At 49.2% G+C, this 15023-nt stretch carries 17 protein-coding genes and 1 pseudogene; 16 read left to right on the top strand and 2 right to left on the bottom strand.

Features of this window, described 5'->3' with window-relative positions; genetic code table 11:
- Positions 1–12 precede the first annotated feature (12 nt).
- From recR to skT53_RS12485, 4 genes are all read left to right on the top strand, one after another.
- On the top strand, positions 13–615 hold the full coding sequence (gene recR, locus skT53_RS12500; RefSeq protein WP_200760976.1) for a recombination mediator RecR: 603 nt from the start codon (positions 13–15) through the stop codon (positions 613–615).
- A 141-nt stretch (positions 616–756) separates the two neighbouring features.
- Entirely contained in the window at positions 757–1032 is a 276-nt protein-coding gene (locus tag skT53_RS12495; RefSeq protein WP_200757437.1) for a DUF2508 family protein, read from the top strand.
- A 69-nt stretch (positions 1033–1101) separates the two neighbouring features.
- Positions 1102–1371: a pro-sigmaK processing inhibitor BofA family protein gene (locus skT53_RS12490; RefSeq protein ID WP_200757435.1), complete on the top strand. Its 270-nt coding sequence runs from the start codon at positions 1102–1104 to the stop codon at positions 1369–1371.
- A gap of 99 nt (positions 1372–1470) precedes the next feature.
- Positions 1471–1659 carry a sigma factor G inhibitor Gin gene (locus tag skT53_RS12485; protein WP_200757433.1) on the top strand — a complete coding sequence of 63 codons (189 nt, stop codon included), beginning with the start codon at positions 1471–1473 and terminating at the stop codon, positions 1657–1659.
- A 317-nt stretch (positions 1660–1976) separates the two neighbouring features.
- On the opposite strand, the gene skT53_RS12480 is transcribed toward skT53_RS12485, so the two are convergent.
- Complete coding sequence (locus skT53_RS12480; RefSeq protein ID WP_200757431.1) at positions 1977–3413, bottom strand: NAD-dependent malic enzyme; 1437 nt, start codon at positions 3411–3413, stop codon at positions 1977–1979.
- A gap of 226 nt (positions 3414–3639) precedes the next feature.
- On the opposite strand from skT53_RS12480, the gene skT53_RS12475 reads away from it, so the two are divergent.
- From skT53_RS12475 to rsmI, 8 genes and pseudogenes are all read left to right on the top strand, one after another.
- Entirely contained in the window at positions 3640–5079 is a 1440-nt protein-coding gene (locus skT53_RS12475; protein ID WP_200757430.1) for an aminotransferase class I/II-fold pyridoxal phosphate-dependent enzyme, read from the top strand.
- 18 nt (positions 5080–5097) lie between these two features.
- Positions 5098–5721, top strand: a complete 624-nt coding sequence (gene tmk, locus skT53_RS12470) for a dTMP kinase (RefSeq protein ID WP_200757428.1) — start codon at positions 5098–5100, stop codon at positions 5719–5721.
- A 7-nt stretch (positions 5722–5728) separates the two neighbouring features.
- Positions 5729–6175, top strand: coding sequence for a YaaR family protein (locus skT53_RS12465; RefSeq protein WP_200757426.1), 447 nt, complete (start codon positions 5729–5731; stop codon positions 6173–6175).
- 10 nt (positions 6176–6185) lie between these two features.
- Entirely contained in the window at positions 6186–7169 is a 984-nt protein-coding gene (gene holB / locus skT53_RS12460) for a DNA polymerase III subunit delta' (protein WP_200757424.1), read from the top strand.
- Positions 7170–7811 (top strand): annotated as a pseudogene (locus skT53_RS12455) (PSP1 domain-containing protein); the annotation flags it as partial. It lies immediately after the preceding gene.
- A 28-nt stretch (positions 7812–7839) separates the two neighbouring features.
- Entirely contained in the window at positions 7840–8160 is a 321-nt protein-coding gene (locus skT53_RS12450; RefSeq protein ID WP_200757420.1) for an initiation-control protein YabA, read from the top strand.
- A gap of 252 nt (positions 8161–8412) precedes the next feature.
- Positions 8413–9168 carry a tRNA1(Val) (adenine(37)-N6)-methyltransferase gene (locus skT53_RS12445; protein WP_200757418.1) on the top strand — a complete coding sequence of 252 codons (756 nt, stop codon included), beginning with the start codon at positions 8413–8415 and terminating at the stop codon, positions 9166–9168.
- Positions 9169–10059, top strand: a complete 891-nt coding sequence (gene rsmI / locus skT53_RS12440) for a 16S rRNA (cytidine(1402)-2'-O)-methyltransferase (protein WP_200757416.1) — start codon at positions 9169–9171, stop codon at positions 10057–10059.
- A 39-nt stretch (positions 10060–10098) separates the two neighbouring features.
- On the opposite strand, the gene skT53_RS12435 is transcribed toward rsmI, so the two are convergent.
- Entirely contained in the window at positions 10099–10338 is a 240-nt protein-coding gene (locus tag skT53_RS12435) for an AbrB/MazE/SpoVT family DNA-binding domain-containing protein (protein ID WP_200757414.1), read from the bottom strand.
- A 299-nt stretch (positions 10339–10637) separates the two neighbouring features.
- On the opposite strand from skT53_RS12435, the gene metG reads away from it, so the two are divergent.
- Genes metG through rsmA form a run of 4 tightly spaced genes read left to right on the top strand, consistent with a single transcriptional unit; the run spans position 10638 to position 15001 of the window.
- Complete coding sequence (gene metG, locus skT53_RS12430; RefSeq protein ID WP_200757412.1) at positions 10638–12659, top strand: methionine--tRNA ligase; 2022 nt, start codon at positions 10638–10640, stop codon at positions 12657–12659.
- Between the two features lie 49 nt (positions 12660–12708).
- Positions 12709–13497 (top strand): TatD family hydrolase, encoded by a 789-nt coding sequence (locus skT53_RS12425; RefSeq protein WP_200760975.1) that lies wholly within the window; start codon positions 12709–12711, stop codon positions 13495–13497.
- A 1-nt stretch (position 13498) separates the two neighbouring features.
- Positions 13499–14071 carry a ribonuclease M5 gene (gene rnmV, locus skT53_RS12420; RefSeq protein ID WP_200760974.1) on the top strand — a complete coding sequence of 191 codons (573 nt, stop codon included), beginning with the start codon at positions 13499–13501 and terminating at the stop codon, positions 14069–14071.
- Between the two features lie 54 nt (positions 14072–14125).
- Positions 14126–15001, top strand: a complete 876-nt coding sequence (gene rsmA / locus skT53_RS12415) for a 16S rRNA (adenine(1518)-N(6)/adenine(1519)-N(6))-dimethyltransferase RsmA (protein ID WP_200757410.1) — start codon at positions 14126–14128, stop codon at positions 14999–15001.
- Positions 15002–15023: the final 22 nt, after the last annotated feature.

Genomic DNA, 15023 nt, shown 5'->3' with positions numbered 1-15023 from the left:
AGACATTGCATGTTGTATTATCCGCAACCGATTGCTGATTTGATTGATGGGTTTATGCTGCTCCCGGGAATCGGTCCGAAAACGGCACAACGACTTGCGTTTCACGTACTTAACATGAAAGAAGAAGATGTCATGGGATTTGCCAAAGCGCTGGTGAATGCCAAACGGCATCTTCATTATTGTTCCGTTTGCTGCAACATTACAGATATTGACCCCTGCCGGATTTGCAGTGATTCCAGCCGCAATCCCGAAATTTTGTGCGTGGTGCAGGACGCCAAGGATGTCGTGGCGATGGAGAAAACAAGAGAGTTCAATGGCCGGTATCATGTACTGCAGGGTTCGATTTCTCCAATGGAAGGGATTGGACCGGATCAGATTCGGATCCCAGAACTGCTCCGACGCCTGCAGGATACAGATGTAAACGTCAGTGAAGTGATTTTGGCAACAAACCCGAATGTAGAGGGAGAAGCAACCGCTATGTACATCTCCCGGCTGCTAAAACCGGCAGGTATCAAAATCACACGAATCGCACACGGGCTTCCCGTTGGCGGCGATTTGGAATATGCGGACGAAGTGACACTTTCAAAAGCGCTTGAAGGTCGACGGGAACTTTAAGCAATAAATTTCCAGGATTACATATCGCTTGCCGTTGTGACGGCAGGCATTTTTTTCGGAGTTTTAAGGAATACTTTAGGCTGTCCTTGCTTATACTCTAGTGATCTCAAATCCATAGAGTGCTAGCTAGGGGGGAATAGCATGAATCTGAATCAGATTTTGAATAGATGGTTGGATCGTTCTGTGGTGGAACAACTGCAGATTTCTTCGGAAGAAGCGCAGTTTTTTACGGAATTGGATCTGTCTCATAGAGAATGGGTTCTTGCACAGGAGCGACTCAATTACCTGGTGGACCCCGAACTGATTGACCATGCGATTTTCGTATTGGAGGCGGCGGAGAAAAAATACAGTTTTTATTTGAGGAAGGCGAAGGAAAAAGGGATCCGCATTAAAATTCCTTACCCGCAAGCGGTGTAAATAATACCCAAAGGGCACAAGTCACGCTTAGGCACATACGTGCTAGGTCTTGCTATGGAGGTGATTGGTATGACTACGCCGCAAACGGTCGCATGGGTGGTTGGCGGAGCGGCTGTCGTTTGGCTTCTGTTGAGAGGAGGCCGCGCGCCGGGAACTGTTTTGTTAGGGATAGGCAAAGCGTTGTTGTTTGGAGTGATTGGACTCTTCCTACTCAATCTGGCGGGCCAGTATATTCAAGTTTATATACCTGTAAACCCGGTTACCGCTTTATTAGTAGGGTTACTCGGTGTACCCGGCTTGGCCGCTTTACTCGTGATCCAGCTCTGGATTTTGGTCTAGCACCTGTTTTCCGATTTTTTCATAGAATGGCGTATAAAAACAGTTACATTTGCCTAAGACTGATGCTAGATATGGAAGAGTCGGAAAGCGGTGAATGGGATGAACGAAAAACAATTTACCCAGACATGTATTGTGTGCTCCAAACCGTCCGCAGAGGGAATTCGGATCTGGAATCAATTTGTTTGTGTGTCCTGTGAAAGAGACATTGTAAAAACGGAAGTGGAAGACGCGAAGTACAATTTTTATATTGAACGGATGAAAAAAATCTGGCTGGACCAGATTTCATAAGGAAAACTTGGCTTTCGCCAAGCCCCTGGCGCGCTCATTGAGCATTTGTCACGACGACCATGGACGGTCTAGTGTCGACGATGCAACATGGACGTTGCGTTTTCGTCGACGGACGACCATGGACGGTCTAGTGTCGGCCGTGTCGCAGGACGCGACGTTTATGGCCGACCGCTAGGGCACCTAAGGTGCCTAGTCGTGCCTTGAGGGCCGGTCCCCCATGCACTTATACTATCGCATGCTTCCAAGTTATACTTTCCGATCATGTGACAAAGCCGCCATTTCGGCGGCTTTGTCTGTTCGAGGAAAATTTCTGCAGATTAAAAAATGTTGCTGGAGCCTGCATCCCATCGTTCACGGCGGGCAACCCCAGAATGGTAAGCAGCTTCCACTACTGCCTCCGATACTACATCGGCTACCCTTTTGTTAAATACAGACGGGATGATATAGTGTTCAGAGAGTTCCTCGTCTGTCACAACAGAAGCAATGGCCCGAGCGGCTGCCAGCTTCATCTCTTCATTTATGGTGCGCGCCCGGCATTGCAATGCTCCTTTGAAAATTCCGGGGAAACAAAGTACGTTGTTAATCTGGTTTGGGAAGTCGGAACGACCGGTCGCCATGACCCGAACATGCGGTTCTGCCAGCTCCGGATCGATTTCCGGGTCCGGGTTTGCCATCGCAAATACGATCGGATCTTGCGCCATGGATCGGATATGATCGACCGTCAAAACTCCAGGTCCGGATAGACCGACAAATACATCAGCGCCACGGATTGCATCTGCCAGTGTCCCTGTTATGTTATCGGGATTTGTGTGGGCGGCATACCAGCTCCACATCTCGTTTTCATACTTCTCATTCCGATTTAGGATACCGGGGCGGTCGACGCCAATCAGGTTTTTGACGCCGGCGGCCAGAATCATTTTGGAACAGGCAACGCCGGCGGCTCCAATCCCTACGACGACTACTTTTAAGTTCTCTAACTTTTTGCCGACCACTTTGGCGGCGTTAATCAACCCTGCCAACAGGACTACGGCTGTTCCGTGCTGGTCGTCGTGAAAGACGGGGATGTCCAATTCTTCTTTTAACCGCTCTTCGATTTCAAAACAGCGCGGAGATGCAATGTCCTCTAAGTTGATCCCGCCAAAAATAGGCGCAATCGACTTGACGATCTTTACAATTTCATCCGGGTCCTTTGTATCCAGGCAGACAGGAAACGCGTCCACACCTGCGAATTGTTTAAACAGCATCGCTTTTCCTTCCATCACAGGTATGGCGGCGTATGGCCCAATATCACCAAGGCCAAGCACGGCTGTACCGTCTGAAACAACCGCTACGGTGTTGCGTTTGATGGTTAATTGAAACGCTTTGGAAGGGTCTTCATGGAGAGCTTCACAAACACGGGCCACATGAGGCGTATAGACGCGGGAGAGGTCATCCCGGTTTTTTACTTTTATTTTGGGAGTCACTTCCACTTTCCCGCCGAGATGCATGAGAAACGTCCGGTCTGACACATTAATCACTTTGATGCCTGGCTCTGTTTCCAAGGCGGAGACAATCTGTTTGCCATGATCGCGGTTGGAAACGTTAATCGTGACATCCCGAATGACCGTCTCGCGGGTTACGCGTATTACGTCGACCGCAATAATATCGCCGCCTGCTTCCCCGATAATGGAAGCGAGTTTTCCAAATGTTGTGTTGGAATTCAACAATTCGAGACGAAAAATCAGACTGAGCCCAACGTTATGCTGGATTGCCATGTGAATTCTCTCCTTTGTACAAGCATAGGCTTCTCGGATAATGATGGTACTTATTTTATCCTTTTGTCCAAGTTCGAACAAGTAAAGTATGGAAAATGGTTTGTTGAACAAGCATTCAGTAAAAGTTATAATTTAGAAAAAATCGGCCAGGTCTCGCTATGCACCCAAAGGGTACAAGTCTCGCCTTGGCACATACGTGCCAGGTCTCGCTATGGAGGTTTGTTTCGTGTACGATCGGATTCCTATTTTGGAGGCGCTGACTTCTCATGTAACTGCAAATCCGCTGCCGCTGCATGTTCCCGGACACAAAATGGGGAGAGGGTTTGCGGTGCAGTTGGCTGTTTGGATGGGACAGGCACTGCGTCTCGATTTGACCGAATTGCCCGGATTGGATGATTTGCATCAGCCGGAAGGTCCGATCGCAGAGGCCCAGCAGTTGGCGGCAGAAGCCTTTGGCAGCGATATGACTTATTTTCTGGTTGGCGGATCGACTGTCGGCAATCTGGCAATGATTTTGACTGTCTGTGCAGCGGGGGACACGGTCATATTGCCGCGCAATGCGCATAAATCCGTTCATAATGCAGTTATGCTGGCCGGTGCCCGGCCGGTTTACCTGTACCCGCAGGTGGATGAACAATTTGGGATTCCCACTGTTGTCCCAGTTAAGGAAGTAGAACGGGCATTGCAGGAACATCCGGCAGCCCGCGCCGTATTGATTACCAATCCGACGTATCAGGGAGTCTGTTCGGATGTTGCTGCCATAGCGGATGTCGTACACCGCCACGGCAAACTGCTGTTGGTGGACGAAGCGCACGGGGCGCATTTTTCATTCCATACAAAATTGCCTCCTGCCGCGATCCAATCAGGTGCCGATTTGGCGGTGCAGAGCACCCACAAAATGCTTGGCTCCCTGACGGGAACGGCGATGCTGCACGGCAAAGGAAATCGTTATGATAGAGAACGGCTGAAAATGATGCTGCAGGCGGTACAAACATCAAGTCCCTCGTATTTGATGCTGTTGTCCCTAGATGCTGCCAGACATCAGATGCAGATGCAGGGAACGGAGCTGCTGCAGCGAGCGATAGATGATCTTGCCGAAGGACGCGCAGAAATAACCAAACTGAAAGAGATCAAAATGTATGGTGGAGATCAGGTTTTTGCAATCGATCCGTTTAAATGGTGGATTCAGGTGGAATCTCTGGGGTTGAGCGGATGGGAAGCGGATCGGATTTTGCGGGAACATCGGGGAATCTATTGTGAGATGGGGGATGATCGTCACCTGCTCGCCGTATTTTCCTATGCGGATACGGGGAAACAAATCGGACGTTTTTTGCAGGGACTTCGGTACCTGACGGAGAATCATAAGAGTAACGCGTTACTAGAAAACAAGATGGATTCAACCGTTTATGGCGGGTTTCGTTTGGAACAGGCGCTTCTGCCGAGAGAATTATCAGGGCGGGAACGATCGACTGTCAAATTGGAGAATGCAGCAGGGTGGATTGCGGCGGAAGCGGTGATTCCCTATCCGCCCGGGATTCCGTTAATTTTGCCGGGCGAACGCTATTCAACCGAACTGATTGAACATTTGACCCTGCTGAGGCGTAGCGGAGCGCGTTTTCAAGGAGCGGAAGATCCTGCGCTGCAATTTGTCCGGGTTGTGGTCTGAAGAACAGGAGACGTGAGCATGGCAGGATTGTTTATTACGTTTGAAGGCCCTGATGGTGCGGGCAAATCGACCCAGGTGAAAAAATTGGCCGATTGGCTTTCCGCATCAGGAATTGCCTGCCGAGTTACCAGGGAACCGGGCGGTACACCGCTTGCGGATAAAATTCGCCAGATGCTGCTCGACCCGGCAAATGAAGCAATGGTGCCGAAAACGGAAGCATTGCTTTATGCAGCATCCCGCGCGCAGCATGTGGCGGAAGTGATCCGGCCTGCCCTGCAAAATGGACAAGTGGTCATCTGTGATCGCTATACGGACGCAAGTATCGCTTACCAAGCAGTAGGGCTTGGCCTATCGCCTGACATGATTCGTCGCTGGAGCGAAGAAGCGACAGACGGGTTGTGGCCGGATCGCACGTTTTTGCTTGACCTTCCGGCGGAATTGGGAATGGCTCGCATCCGTGAGAGGGGGGGCCCTGATCGGATCGAAGGTCGGGGAATCGAATACCATCAACGCGTTCGAGACACATTTTTGGCGCTGGCGGAAAGGGAACCTGAGCGGTTTATCGTTTTGGACAGCCGCCAGACGATCGACGAGCTGGCAGAACGAATCCGGCAGGAAATGAAACGACTGATCGGCAAGTGAGGTACACATGAAAATCAACAGACGATCCGGCAGTTTTATCGAACAGTTGGGGCTTCGTGAGGACAAACCGGTTCATGATGCAAACCAAGCGGTCTTTCGGGATATGCTTTCCCTGTCAAAAAGCAGACTTGCAAAATCCGAATTGGACAAATTGCTGCAATCCATCGATCAACTGGGGAAAGAACTGGCCAAACAGCGGTCGTGGCGAGCCATGATGCAATATAAAGAACGGATCCGGATTTTTCTCGAAGAAGTTGTCAAAACCGGTTACGGAATCAAAGAAAAACAAGGGTTTGACCGGCGGGGGCGTGTGAAATTGTACAAAATTATCTCGGAACTCGATGACTTGATGGCACAGTTGGCGGCAGAAGTATTAAGCGAAGAAAAGGATGAACTGGAAATTTTGGCAAAGATCGGCGATATTCGAGGATTGCTGGTTAATCTGTATTCATAAGGTGATGGAAATGAGCGGGCAGCCGCCGATGGAATCGTTTTCGATCCAATTGTTAAAGCAAATTTTGACCAGCGGTCGTTTGGCTCATGCGTATCTGTTCACAGGTCCCGATGAGATGGGCATGAAAGCGGCCGCCCTTTATTTTGCAAAGGGAATTTTTTGTATGGCGCAAAATTTGGAACGCCCCTGCGGACAATGCAGCAATTGCCGAAGAATCGAAAACGGCAACTATCCGGACCTTGTGGTTCTTGAACCGGATGGACCATCGATTAAAATCCAACAGGTTCGCGAGATTCAGAAATCGTTTGCTTTAAAAGCGATGGAAGGAAACCGCAAGGTGTATATCATAACGAGAGCCGACTTGATGACGGTAGAAGCGGCCAATGCGCTGTTGAAATTTCTGGAGGAGCCGAGCACTCCGATAACTGCCATTTTGCTGTCGAACCGAAAGGAAAGCATGCTCCCCACGATTGTTTCCCGTTGTCAATTTGTCCCCTTTTTCCGCATGCCAGTTGAAACCATACAACAAATATTACAGGCGGAGGGAATATCTGTCGGTAAGGCAAAATTGGCCGCAAGCATAAGGCAAACGGTTGACTCTGCCAAACAGTTGACCGCCTATGATCGATTTGCGGAAATAGCAAATCTGGTGATACAATTAACAGAAGAAATTCATTTAAAAAGGGGCAATCCTCTTTTTCTGATACAGGATAAAATCATCAAGCCCGACTGGAGTCCGGAAGATGTGGAAACATTCCTTGATTGCCTGGCTTGGTGGTATCGAGATCTGTTGCTTGCGAAACTGGACATAACAGACGGGTTGGTATATGAAAACCAACACACCCGTATTCAGTCTCAAGCAGCGTTGTATGATTCGGAACATTTGGCGCAGATGGTAGAGGTTGTCCTGTTGGCCAAAAAACGTTTACAATCCCAAGCGAACCGGCAGTTGATGTTGGAACGTATGGTATTGCAGCTGCAGGGGGAATTTTAGATGTTATATTCTGTGATCGGCGTCCGTTTTAAAAAAGCGGGCAAGGTCTATTATTTTGATCCGGGGGAACTCCCCGTTCATCTGAATGATCATGTAATCGTCGAAACGGCCAGAGGGGTCGAGTATGGTCAAGTTGTGGTCGATAAAAAAGAAGTGTCCGAAAATGATGTAATCCTCCCGTTGAAGAAAGTGATCCGCATTGCCGACTCGAAAGATGCCGAGCAAGTCAAGCAAAATCAGGAGTTGGCCGGCAAAGCGCGTGCTGTCTGTTTTGAAAAAATCCGCGAGCATCAGTTAGATATGAAGTTGGTGGATGTAGAATATACGTTCGACCGCAACAAAGTCATTTTTTATTTTACGGCGGACGGACGGGTCGATTTCCGTGAACTGGTGAAAGATTTGGCGGCGGTTTTCCGCACGCGGATTGAACTGCGTCAGATCGGAGTGAGGGATGAAGCGAAACTGCTTGGCGGCATCGGTCCATGCGGTCGAATTCTTTGCTGCTCCTCGTGGTTGGGTGATTTTGACCCTGTATCGATTCGGATGGCAAAGGATCAGAATCTGTCGCTTAATCCTTCGAAAATATCCGGTTTATGCGGGCGTTTGATGTGCTGTTTGAAGTTTGAAAATGATTCGTACGAACAAGTGACGGGATAAGGTGGGAGATGCCATGGACAAACAAGCGGTGTTTGCCCAGGTGGCTGAACTGGAGGAGCGAATTGGGGAGCTCTACGGGGAGTTAGGAAGCCTGAAGAAAAAAATTATCGACTTGTTGGAAGAAAACTCCAAACTACAGGTGGAAAACGGCAACCTGCGTGATCGGCTGGAAGGGCAAACTTCAAAGAGCGGCGGGCAACAGTCGTCAGTTGGTGGATTTAATGCACTGACCAAACTGTATGAAGAAGGGTTTCACATCTGTAATATTCATTACGGCTCGATTCGAACCGAAGGAGATTGTTTGTTTTGTCAGTCGTTTTTGCAGAAATCGTAACCAAATAAGTCAAGCGTCCGGCGCAAGCGGTTTCCGTAAGAGAGATCGCCACATCGCGTGTCGGGCGCTTTTAATTGGATAGACTGGTGCATAGCGAGACCTGGTGCCTTGCACCAAGGCGAGACTTGTGCCCTTTGGGTGCATAGCGAGACCTGGTGCCTTGCACCAAGGCGAGACTTGTGCCCTTTGGGTGCATAGAGAGACCTGGCATGTAAGTGCCGCAACGGAACATTTTGTGCAGGGAGGATCAGGATGCCATTTGAACTGAGAACGGGTGAACGTTTGGATGATTTAATGGCGCATGGGCGGCACATTATCCAGAGTGAAGAAGTGTTTTCCTTCTCGCTGGATGCTGTATTGTTGGCTCACTATGCAACGGTTCGGCCAAACGATCGGATACTGGATCTGGGGACAGGGAATGGCGTGATACCCGTTCTTTTAACAACCCGCGTAACCAGTCCGGTACGTCAAATTGTCGGGGTAGAGCTGCAGGAGCGCTTGGCTGACATGGCGCGACGAACGGTCGAGGGAAACGGACTGCAGGATACCATCCAAATCGTGCAGGGAAATATAAAAGAAGTAGGAACTCTTTTTCTGCAGGGCCATTTTGATTTGGTGACTTGCAATCCACCCTATTTGCCGGTTGGACAAGGAGATGCAAACGCAAACGAGCATGTGCGGATTGCCCGTCATGAGGTAGCCTGTACGCTGGCGGATGCCGTGTCGGCTGCCGGACGGATGGTGAAAAACGGCGGCAAGGTAGCGTTTGTTCATCGCCCGGACCGAATGGTCGACCTGTTCTATCAAATGAGGCAGGAACAGTTGGAACCTAAACGGATGCGGCTGGTGTTTCCGCGTATTCATCAGAAGCCAAACATCGTGCTGGTAGAAGCGATCAAACACGGCAAATCGGATCTGAAAATCGATCCTCCCCTCATCATTTACCGGGAGGACGGCAGTTGGAGCCCGGAGGTCGCAGCAATCTATAACGGTAGGAGTCTAATCTGAATGGAAAAAAAATACAGTTATCGTCAAACAGAAGAGGGAAAGCTGTATCTGGTGGCGACCCCGATCGGCAATTTGCAGGATATGACATTTCGTGCAGTAGAAGTTCTCCGCCAGGCATCCGTGATTGCGGCGGAAGACACGCGCCAGACGTGGAAGCTGCTGAACCATTTTGAAATGGAAGGCCCCCGTCTCATCTCTTATCATGAACATAATAAACCGAAAGCAGAAAAAGAGATTCTGGAACTGCTGCGGCAGGGGCAAACGGTTGCCTTGGTGACCGATGCAGGAACGCCGGCCATTTCCGATCCTGGCGAGGATCTTGTACGGGCAGTTATCGATTCGGGGTTTCCAGTGATTTCGATTCCTGGTGCCTGTGCCGCGATTACAGCGTTGGTTGCATCGGGACTCCCAACCCGCCAATTCTCATTTGTTGGGTTTTTGCCAAGAGAACGGAAACATCGCATAAAAGAGTTGGCTTACTGGAAGAGACGCACGGAAACACTGATTTTCTACGAAGCGCCGCATCGAATTCGTGAGACGGTAGAGGATCTGCTTGCCGAACTGGGAAATCGGCATATTTCAGCGGCCCGAGAACTAACCAAACGATATGAGGAGTTTGCACGAGGAACACTGGAGGAGTTTAAACAACTGCTTGACGAACAACCGGCCAAGGGGGAGTATGTGCTGGTGGTGGCAGGTTGTTCGCCTGAGGAAGCGGAAGTTGAGGAGGACGTTTGGTGGCGGGGGTTATCTGTGTCCGATCATGTAGATGCGTTGATCGGTCAAGGGATCGCAAAAAAAGATGCGATCAAACAAGCAGCCAAGCAGCGCGGCCAGTCAAAACGGGATGTCTATCAAGCAGTATTGCAGGCAGAAGCGGATGAAAAATAAAAAAACCATTGAGCGATAACCGTCAATGGTTCGGAATCTTTATTGGTTCATTTCGGAAATACAGGTCGGGCAGACATTTTTGCCTTTAAAATGAACAATCTCATCCGCTTGTCCACAAAAAATACAAGCTGGTTCATATTTTCGCAGAATGATTCGGTCAGAATCGACATAAATTTCCAAAGCGTCTTTTTCCCCGATCCCCAAGGTTCTGCGCAACTCAATCGGAATCACGACGCGACCCAATTCATCAACCTTACGTACGATACCGGTCGATTTCATAATATCACCCTCTCCCCACTAAGAAAAATCTACAAATATCGACACAGTTTGGATAAGCAAAGCGTACCAACTATTCCCAGATAAGTCAACAAGCAATATCTGTATTTTCCCGCCTTCTGCCTAGATCATGGCTGGTAAAACAGACCAGCGCAAAGTTGTGATTGTCGGCGACTTGGGGTACAATAACCCGTATACATGCTTAGGAAAAATTTGTCTCTCGTTCGCTGGGAGGCATTTTCAAACTGTCTGTTGTTATTTTATCATATTTACCGGCTTGAAATTAGAGAGGGGGAAGCAAGATGTCACGACCAACTTTTTACATTACGACGCCGATTTATTATCCGAACGACAAACTGCATATCGGTCACGCGTACACAACGGTTGCGGCAGACGCTATGGCTCGTTACAAACGGTTGCGCGGATATGACACGTTTTTTTTGACGGGCACGGACGAACACGGTCAAAAGATAGAACGCCGGGCGGCAGAAGCAAAAAAAAACCCGCAGCAGTTTGTTGATGAAATCATTCTCTGGATTAAAGATTTGTGGCGGGAACTGGATATCTCTTACGACGATTTCATTCGTACGACAGAAGATCGGCATAAACAAGTGGTTCAAAAAATATTTCAGCGTTTTCTCGAACAAGGGGACATTTACCTGGCGGAATATGAGGGGTTGTACTGTACGCCAGATGAAGCATTCTGGACGGAACGGCAGGCGCCTGACAGGAAATGTCCGGACTGCGGCCGGGATCTGGAATTGGTGCGGGAGAAGAGTTACTTCTTCCGGATGAGCAAATATGTGGACCGGCTGCTTGCCTATTATGAGGAAAACCCGGACTTTATTCAACCGGAGTCCCGCAAAAACGAAATGATTAACAATTTTATCAAACCGGGGTTGGAAGATTTGTGCGTTTCCCGTACGACGTTTGATTGGGGAATCAAAGTTCCAAAGGATCCGGAACATGTGATTTATGTTTGGATTGACGCATTGTCGAATTACATTACAGCGATCGGGTATTTATCGGAAGACCCGCAAAAACAAGCAATGTTTGAGCGGTATTGGCCGGCAGACGTACACCTTGTGGGAAAAGAGATTATCCGATTCCATACCATTTATTGGCCGATTATGTTGATGGCACTGGGGCTGCCGCTTCCGAAAAAAGTGTTTGGACACGGCTGGCTGTTGATGAAAGACGGTAAAATGTCGAAATCAAAAGGGAACGTCATTGATCCGAAAGTGTTGATCAATCGATACGGTGTGGATGCGATCCGCTATTTCCTGCTGCGCGAGGTGCCGTTTGGTGCGGATGGCGTGTTTACGCCGGAAGCGCTGATTCAACGGATGAACTACGATTTGGCAAACGATCTGGGAAATCTGTTGAGCCGCACAACCGCGATGATTGAGCGGTATTTTGGGGGAGAGGTGCCAAGCCGGGCGGACCTTTCGGAACTTGATCGAGGCCTCCAATCATTGGCTGTCAGCACAGTTGAAAAAGTGGAAGAAGCAATGGACAAGATGGAGTTTTCGGTTGCGTTGACAGCCATTTGGCAACTCGTTTCACGCACCAACAAATATATTGATGAGACAGCTCCCTGGAATTTGGCGAAAGAGGAAGCAAACAAACCGCGATTGGCTACCGTGATGTATCATTTGGCGGAGACTATCCGGATCATTTCCATTCTGATTCAACCGTTCATGACACGCACACCGAAAGCAATGTGGAATCAGTTGGGAATTTCGGAAGGGCCATTGACCGAATGGGACAGCACGCACCAGTTCGGATTATTGCCAAGCGGTACCCGTATCGCCAAGGGGGAGCCGATTTTCCCGCGTTTGGATCTGAAATTTGAAGTCGAATATCTGGATGCGACGACCGGGGCACGCCAAGCGAACCAAGCGGCTGCTCATGGTACAGGCGTTTCGCAACCGGCTCCCGTCACACAGGAAAAATCGGCTGTTGGGCAAGTGCAGGCGAAAGTGGCAGATGAGTCAACCGGGCTGATTACGATCGACGATTTTGCCAAAGTCGAACTGCGTGTTGCGCAGGTCTTACAGGCAGAGAAAATCGAAAAAGCAGACAAACTGTTAAAACTGCAGTTGGATGTCGGCACGGAAAAACGGCAGGTGGTTTCAGGCATTGCCAAGTTTTACACACCGGAAGAACTTGTTAACCAAAAAGTGATTCTGGTTGCCAACCTGAAGCCGGTCAAGCTGCGGGGAGTGGAATCGCACGGAATGATTCTGGCCGCGTCGGAAGGAGATCGACTCGTGTTGGCTACGGTCTCGTCCGATATTCCAAACGGTGCCATAGTAAAATAAACATCTCAATTTTCGGTAAGGGTAATGGAGAAAGCAGGTGCAGGAGAAATTGTTATTCGATTCCCATTGTCATTTGAACAGTGACAGTTTTGACGAGAATGATGTATTGGAAATGATTCATACGGCGCGCGATCAGAAAGTGGTTCAGATTTTGGTGCCGGGTTATGATATGAAATCTTCTGAACGGGCAATCGAATTGGCGGACAACTGGCAGGGTGTCTATGCGGCGATTGGCATTCATCCAAACGATGCGAACGGCACAACGGACGAAATGTATGACCAGTTGCGTGAATGGGCGAAACTGCCTTATGTTGTGGCAATCGGTGAGATCGGACTGGATTATCATTGGGATACAACACCGAAAGAAGTACAGTTTGAAGTGTTTCGCAGGCAAATTGCATTGGCCAAGGAAGTCAAATTGCCGATCATCATTCATGACAGGGAAGCACATGCTGATATTGTCCGGATTTTGCAGGAAGAAGGCGCTCGGGAAGTCGGCGGTATCATGCATTGTTTCTCCGGCTCTTGGGAAATGGCACGCGACTGTATGGAAATGAATTTTATGATTTCATTTGGTGGCCCTGTCACATTTAAGAATGCCAAACGGCCGCAGGAAGTGGCAAAAAAGATACCACTCGATTATTTGTTGGTGGAAACGGATTCCCCCTATTTAACACCCGAACCCTACCGCGGGAAACCGAATCAACCGCTCTATGTACGTTATATAGCGGAAAAAATCGCTGAACTGCGCGAAATGGATTTTGCCGACGTATGCGAAATTACTTCTGCCAATGCAGAACGGATTTTTAAAGTACGAAATCCGTTTGTTTCGATGTGACATGAATCCGATTTTAAAAATTAAAGAAGTCATTGTGGTGGAAGGTCTGCATGACAAAGATGCGATCGATCGGGCGGTGAAAGCGGATTGTTTGATTTCCGGCGGTTCGGCGGTATCTGAAACATTTTTGCGGCAGGTGGAGCGGGCGCAGAAAGAGCGGGGCGTAATTATTTTTACAGATCCCGATTATCCGGGCGAGCGAATTCGCAAAATTGTAGCCCAACGGGTTCCCGGCTGCAAGCATGCCTTTTTGCCAAAAGAAGAGGCGATTGCAAATGGGGATCTGGGAATCGAAAACGCCTCTCCGGAAAGCATTCGGCGAGCCCTGGAAACTGTACGCACGGAATGGGCGGGGGGCGACGAGCAGTTCAGTTGGGCAGAAATGGTTGAGCATGGCTTAAACGGTGCGCCAAATTCGGCGGAACTGCGCGACCGATTGGGTCGTTTGCTGGGAATTGGTTACGGAAATGCGAAAACGTTCTGGAAACGACTGAATATGCTTGGCGTTACGCGTGAAGAATGGGAATGGGCATGGCGACAGATGGAGCAGAAACCGAATGACGGCAGCCCGTAAGGGCAGCGATCCAAACCGGTTTGCCAAGAGGGGCAAACAGTAAGGTGGCACAGGATGAAACGTCTCGTGAACCCGTCAGTCACCCGACAGGTGATTGATCAATTTGGCTTTCATTTTAAAAAGCAGTTGGGGCAAAACTTTCTTATTGATGCGAACATTCTCGGCAAAATTGTAGAGGCGGCCGAGCTGACAGAAGTAGATGGGGCGATCGAAATTGGACCCGGTATTGGAACGCTTACGCAGGCTTTGGCAGAACGGGCGGGTAAGGTTGTGGCTATTGAAAAAGACGACCGGCTAATCCCGATTTTGTCGGATACTCTAAATGAGTATGCGAATGTTTCTGTGCATCATGGGGATGTATTGGAAATCGATCTCCCGGAACTGATTGCCGCCTATTTAGGTGATCGGCGTGTAAGCGTGGTGGCCAATTTGCCTTATTATGTGACGACTCCTATTTTGATGAAGCTTTTGGAAGAAAGAATACCGCTGCACGCGATTGTCGTGATGGTGCAGAAAGAAGTGGCGGAACGGATGGCTGCCGCACCTGGCGGAAAAGAGTACGGGGCGTTAACTATCGCGGTTCAATATTATTCGGAGCCGCATATCGTTTGCCGCGTTCCTCGAACTGCGTTTATGCCGCAGCCGAATGTGGAGTCGATCGTCATTCAGCTGAAACTTCGCAAGAAACCGGCTGTCGACGTAATAAGCGAAGCCCTGTTTTTTCAAGTTGTGAAAGCGAGTTTTGCACAAAGAAGGAAAACCATTTTAAACAATTTGCAAAACAATTTTCCAGTGTCGGGCGGCAGGGAAACCGTTTTGCATGTCTTGCGGGAAGCGGACATTGACCCGATGCGGCGAGGGGAGACGCTCTCGTTACAGGAATTTGCTCGTTTATCAGATCAGTTTGCCCTGTTGGAGCAGGGAAGCTGATCTTTTTTTCTGGAATGGGTGC

The organism is Effusibacillus dendaii (assembly GCF_015097055.1).
Classification (GTDB): domain Bacteria; phylum Bacillota; class Bacilli; order Tumebacillales; family Effusibacillaceae; genus Effusibacillus; species Effusibacillus dendaii.
Note: the sequence above shows the minus strand (reverse complement) of the source record. Positions and strands in the feature narration are given on the sequence as shown.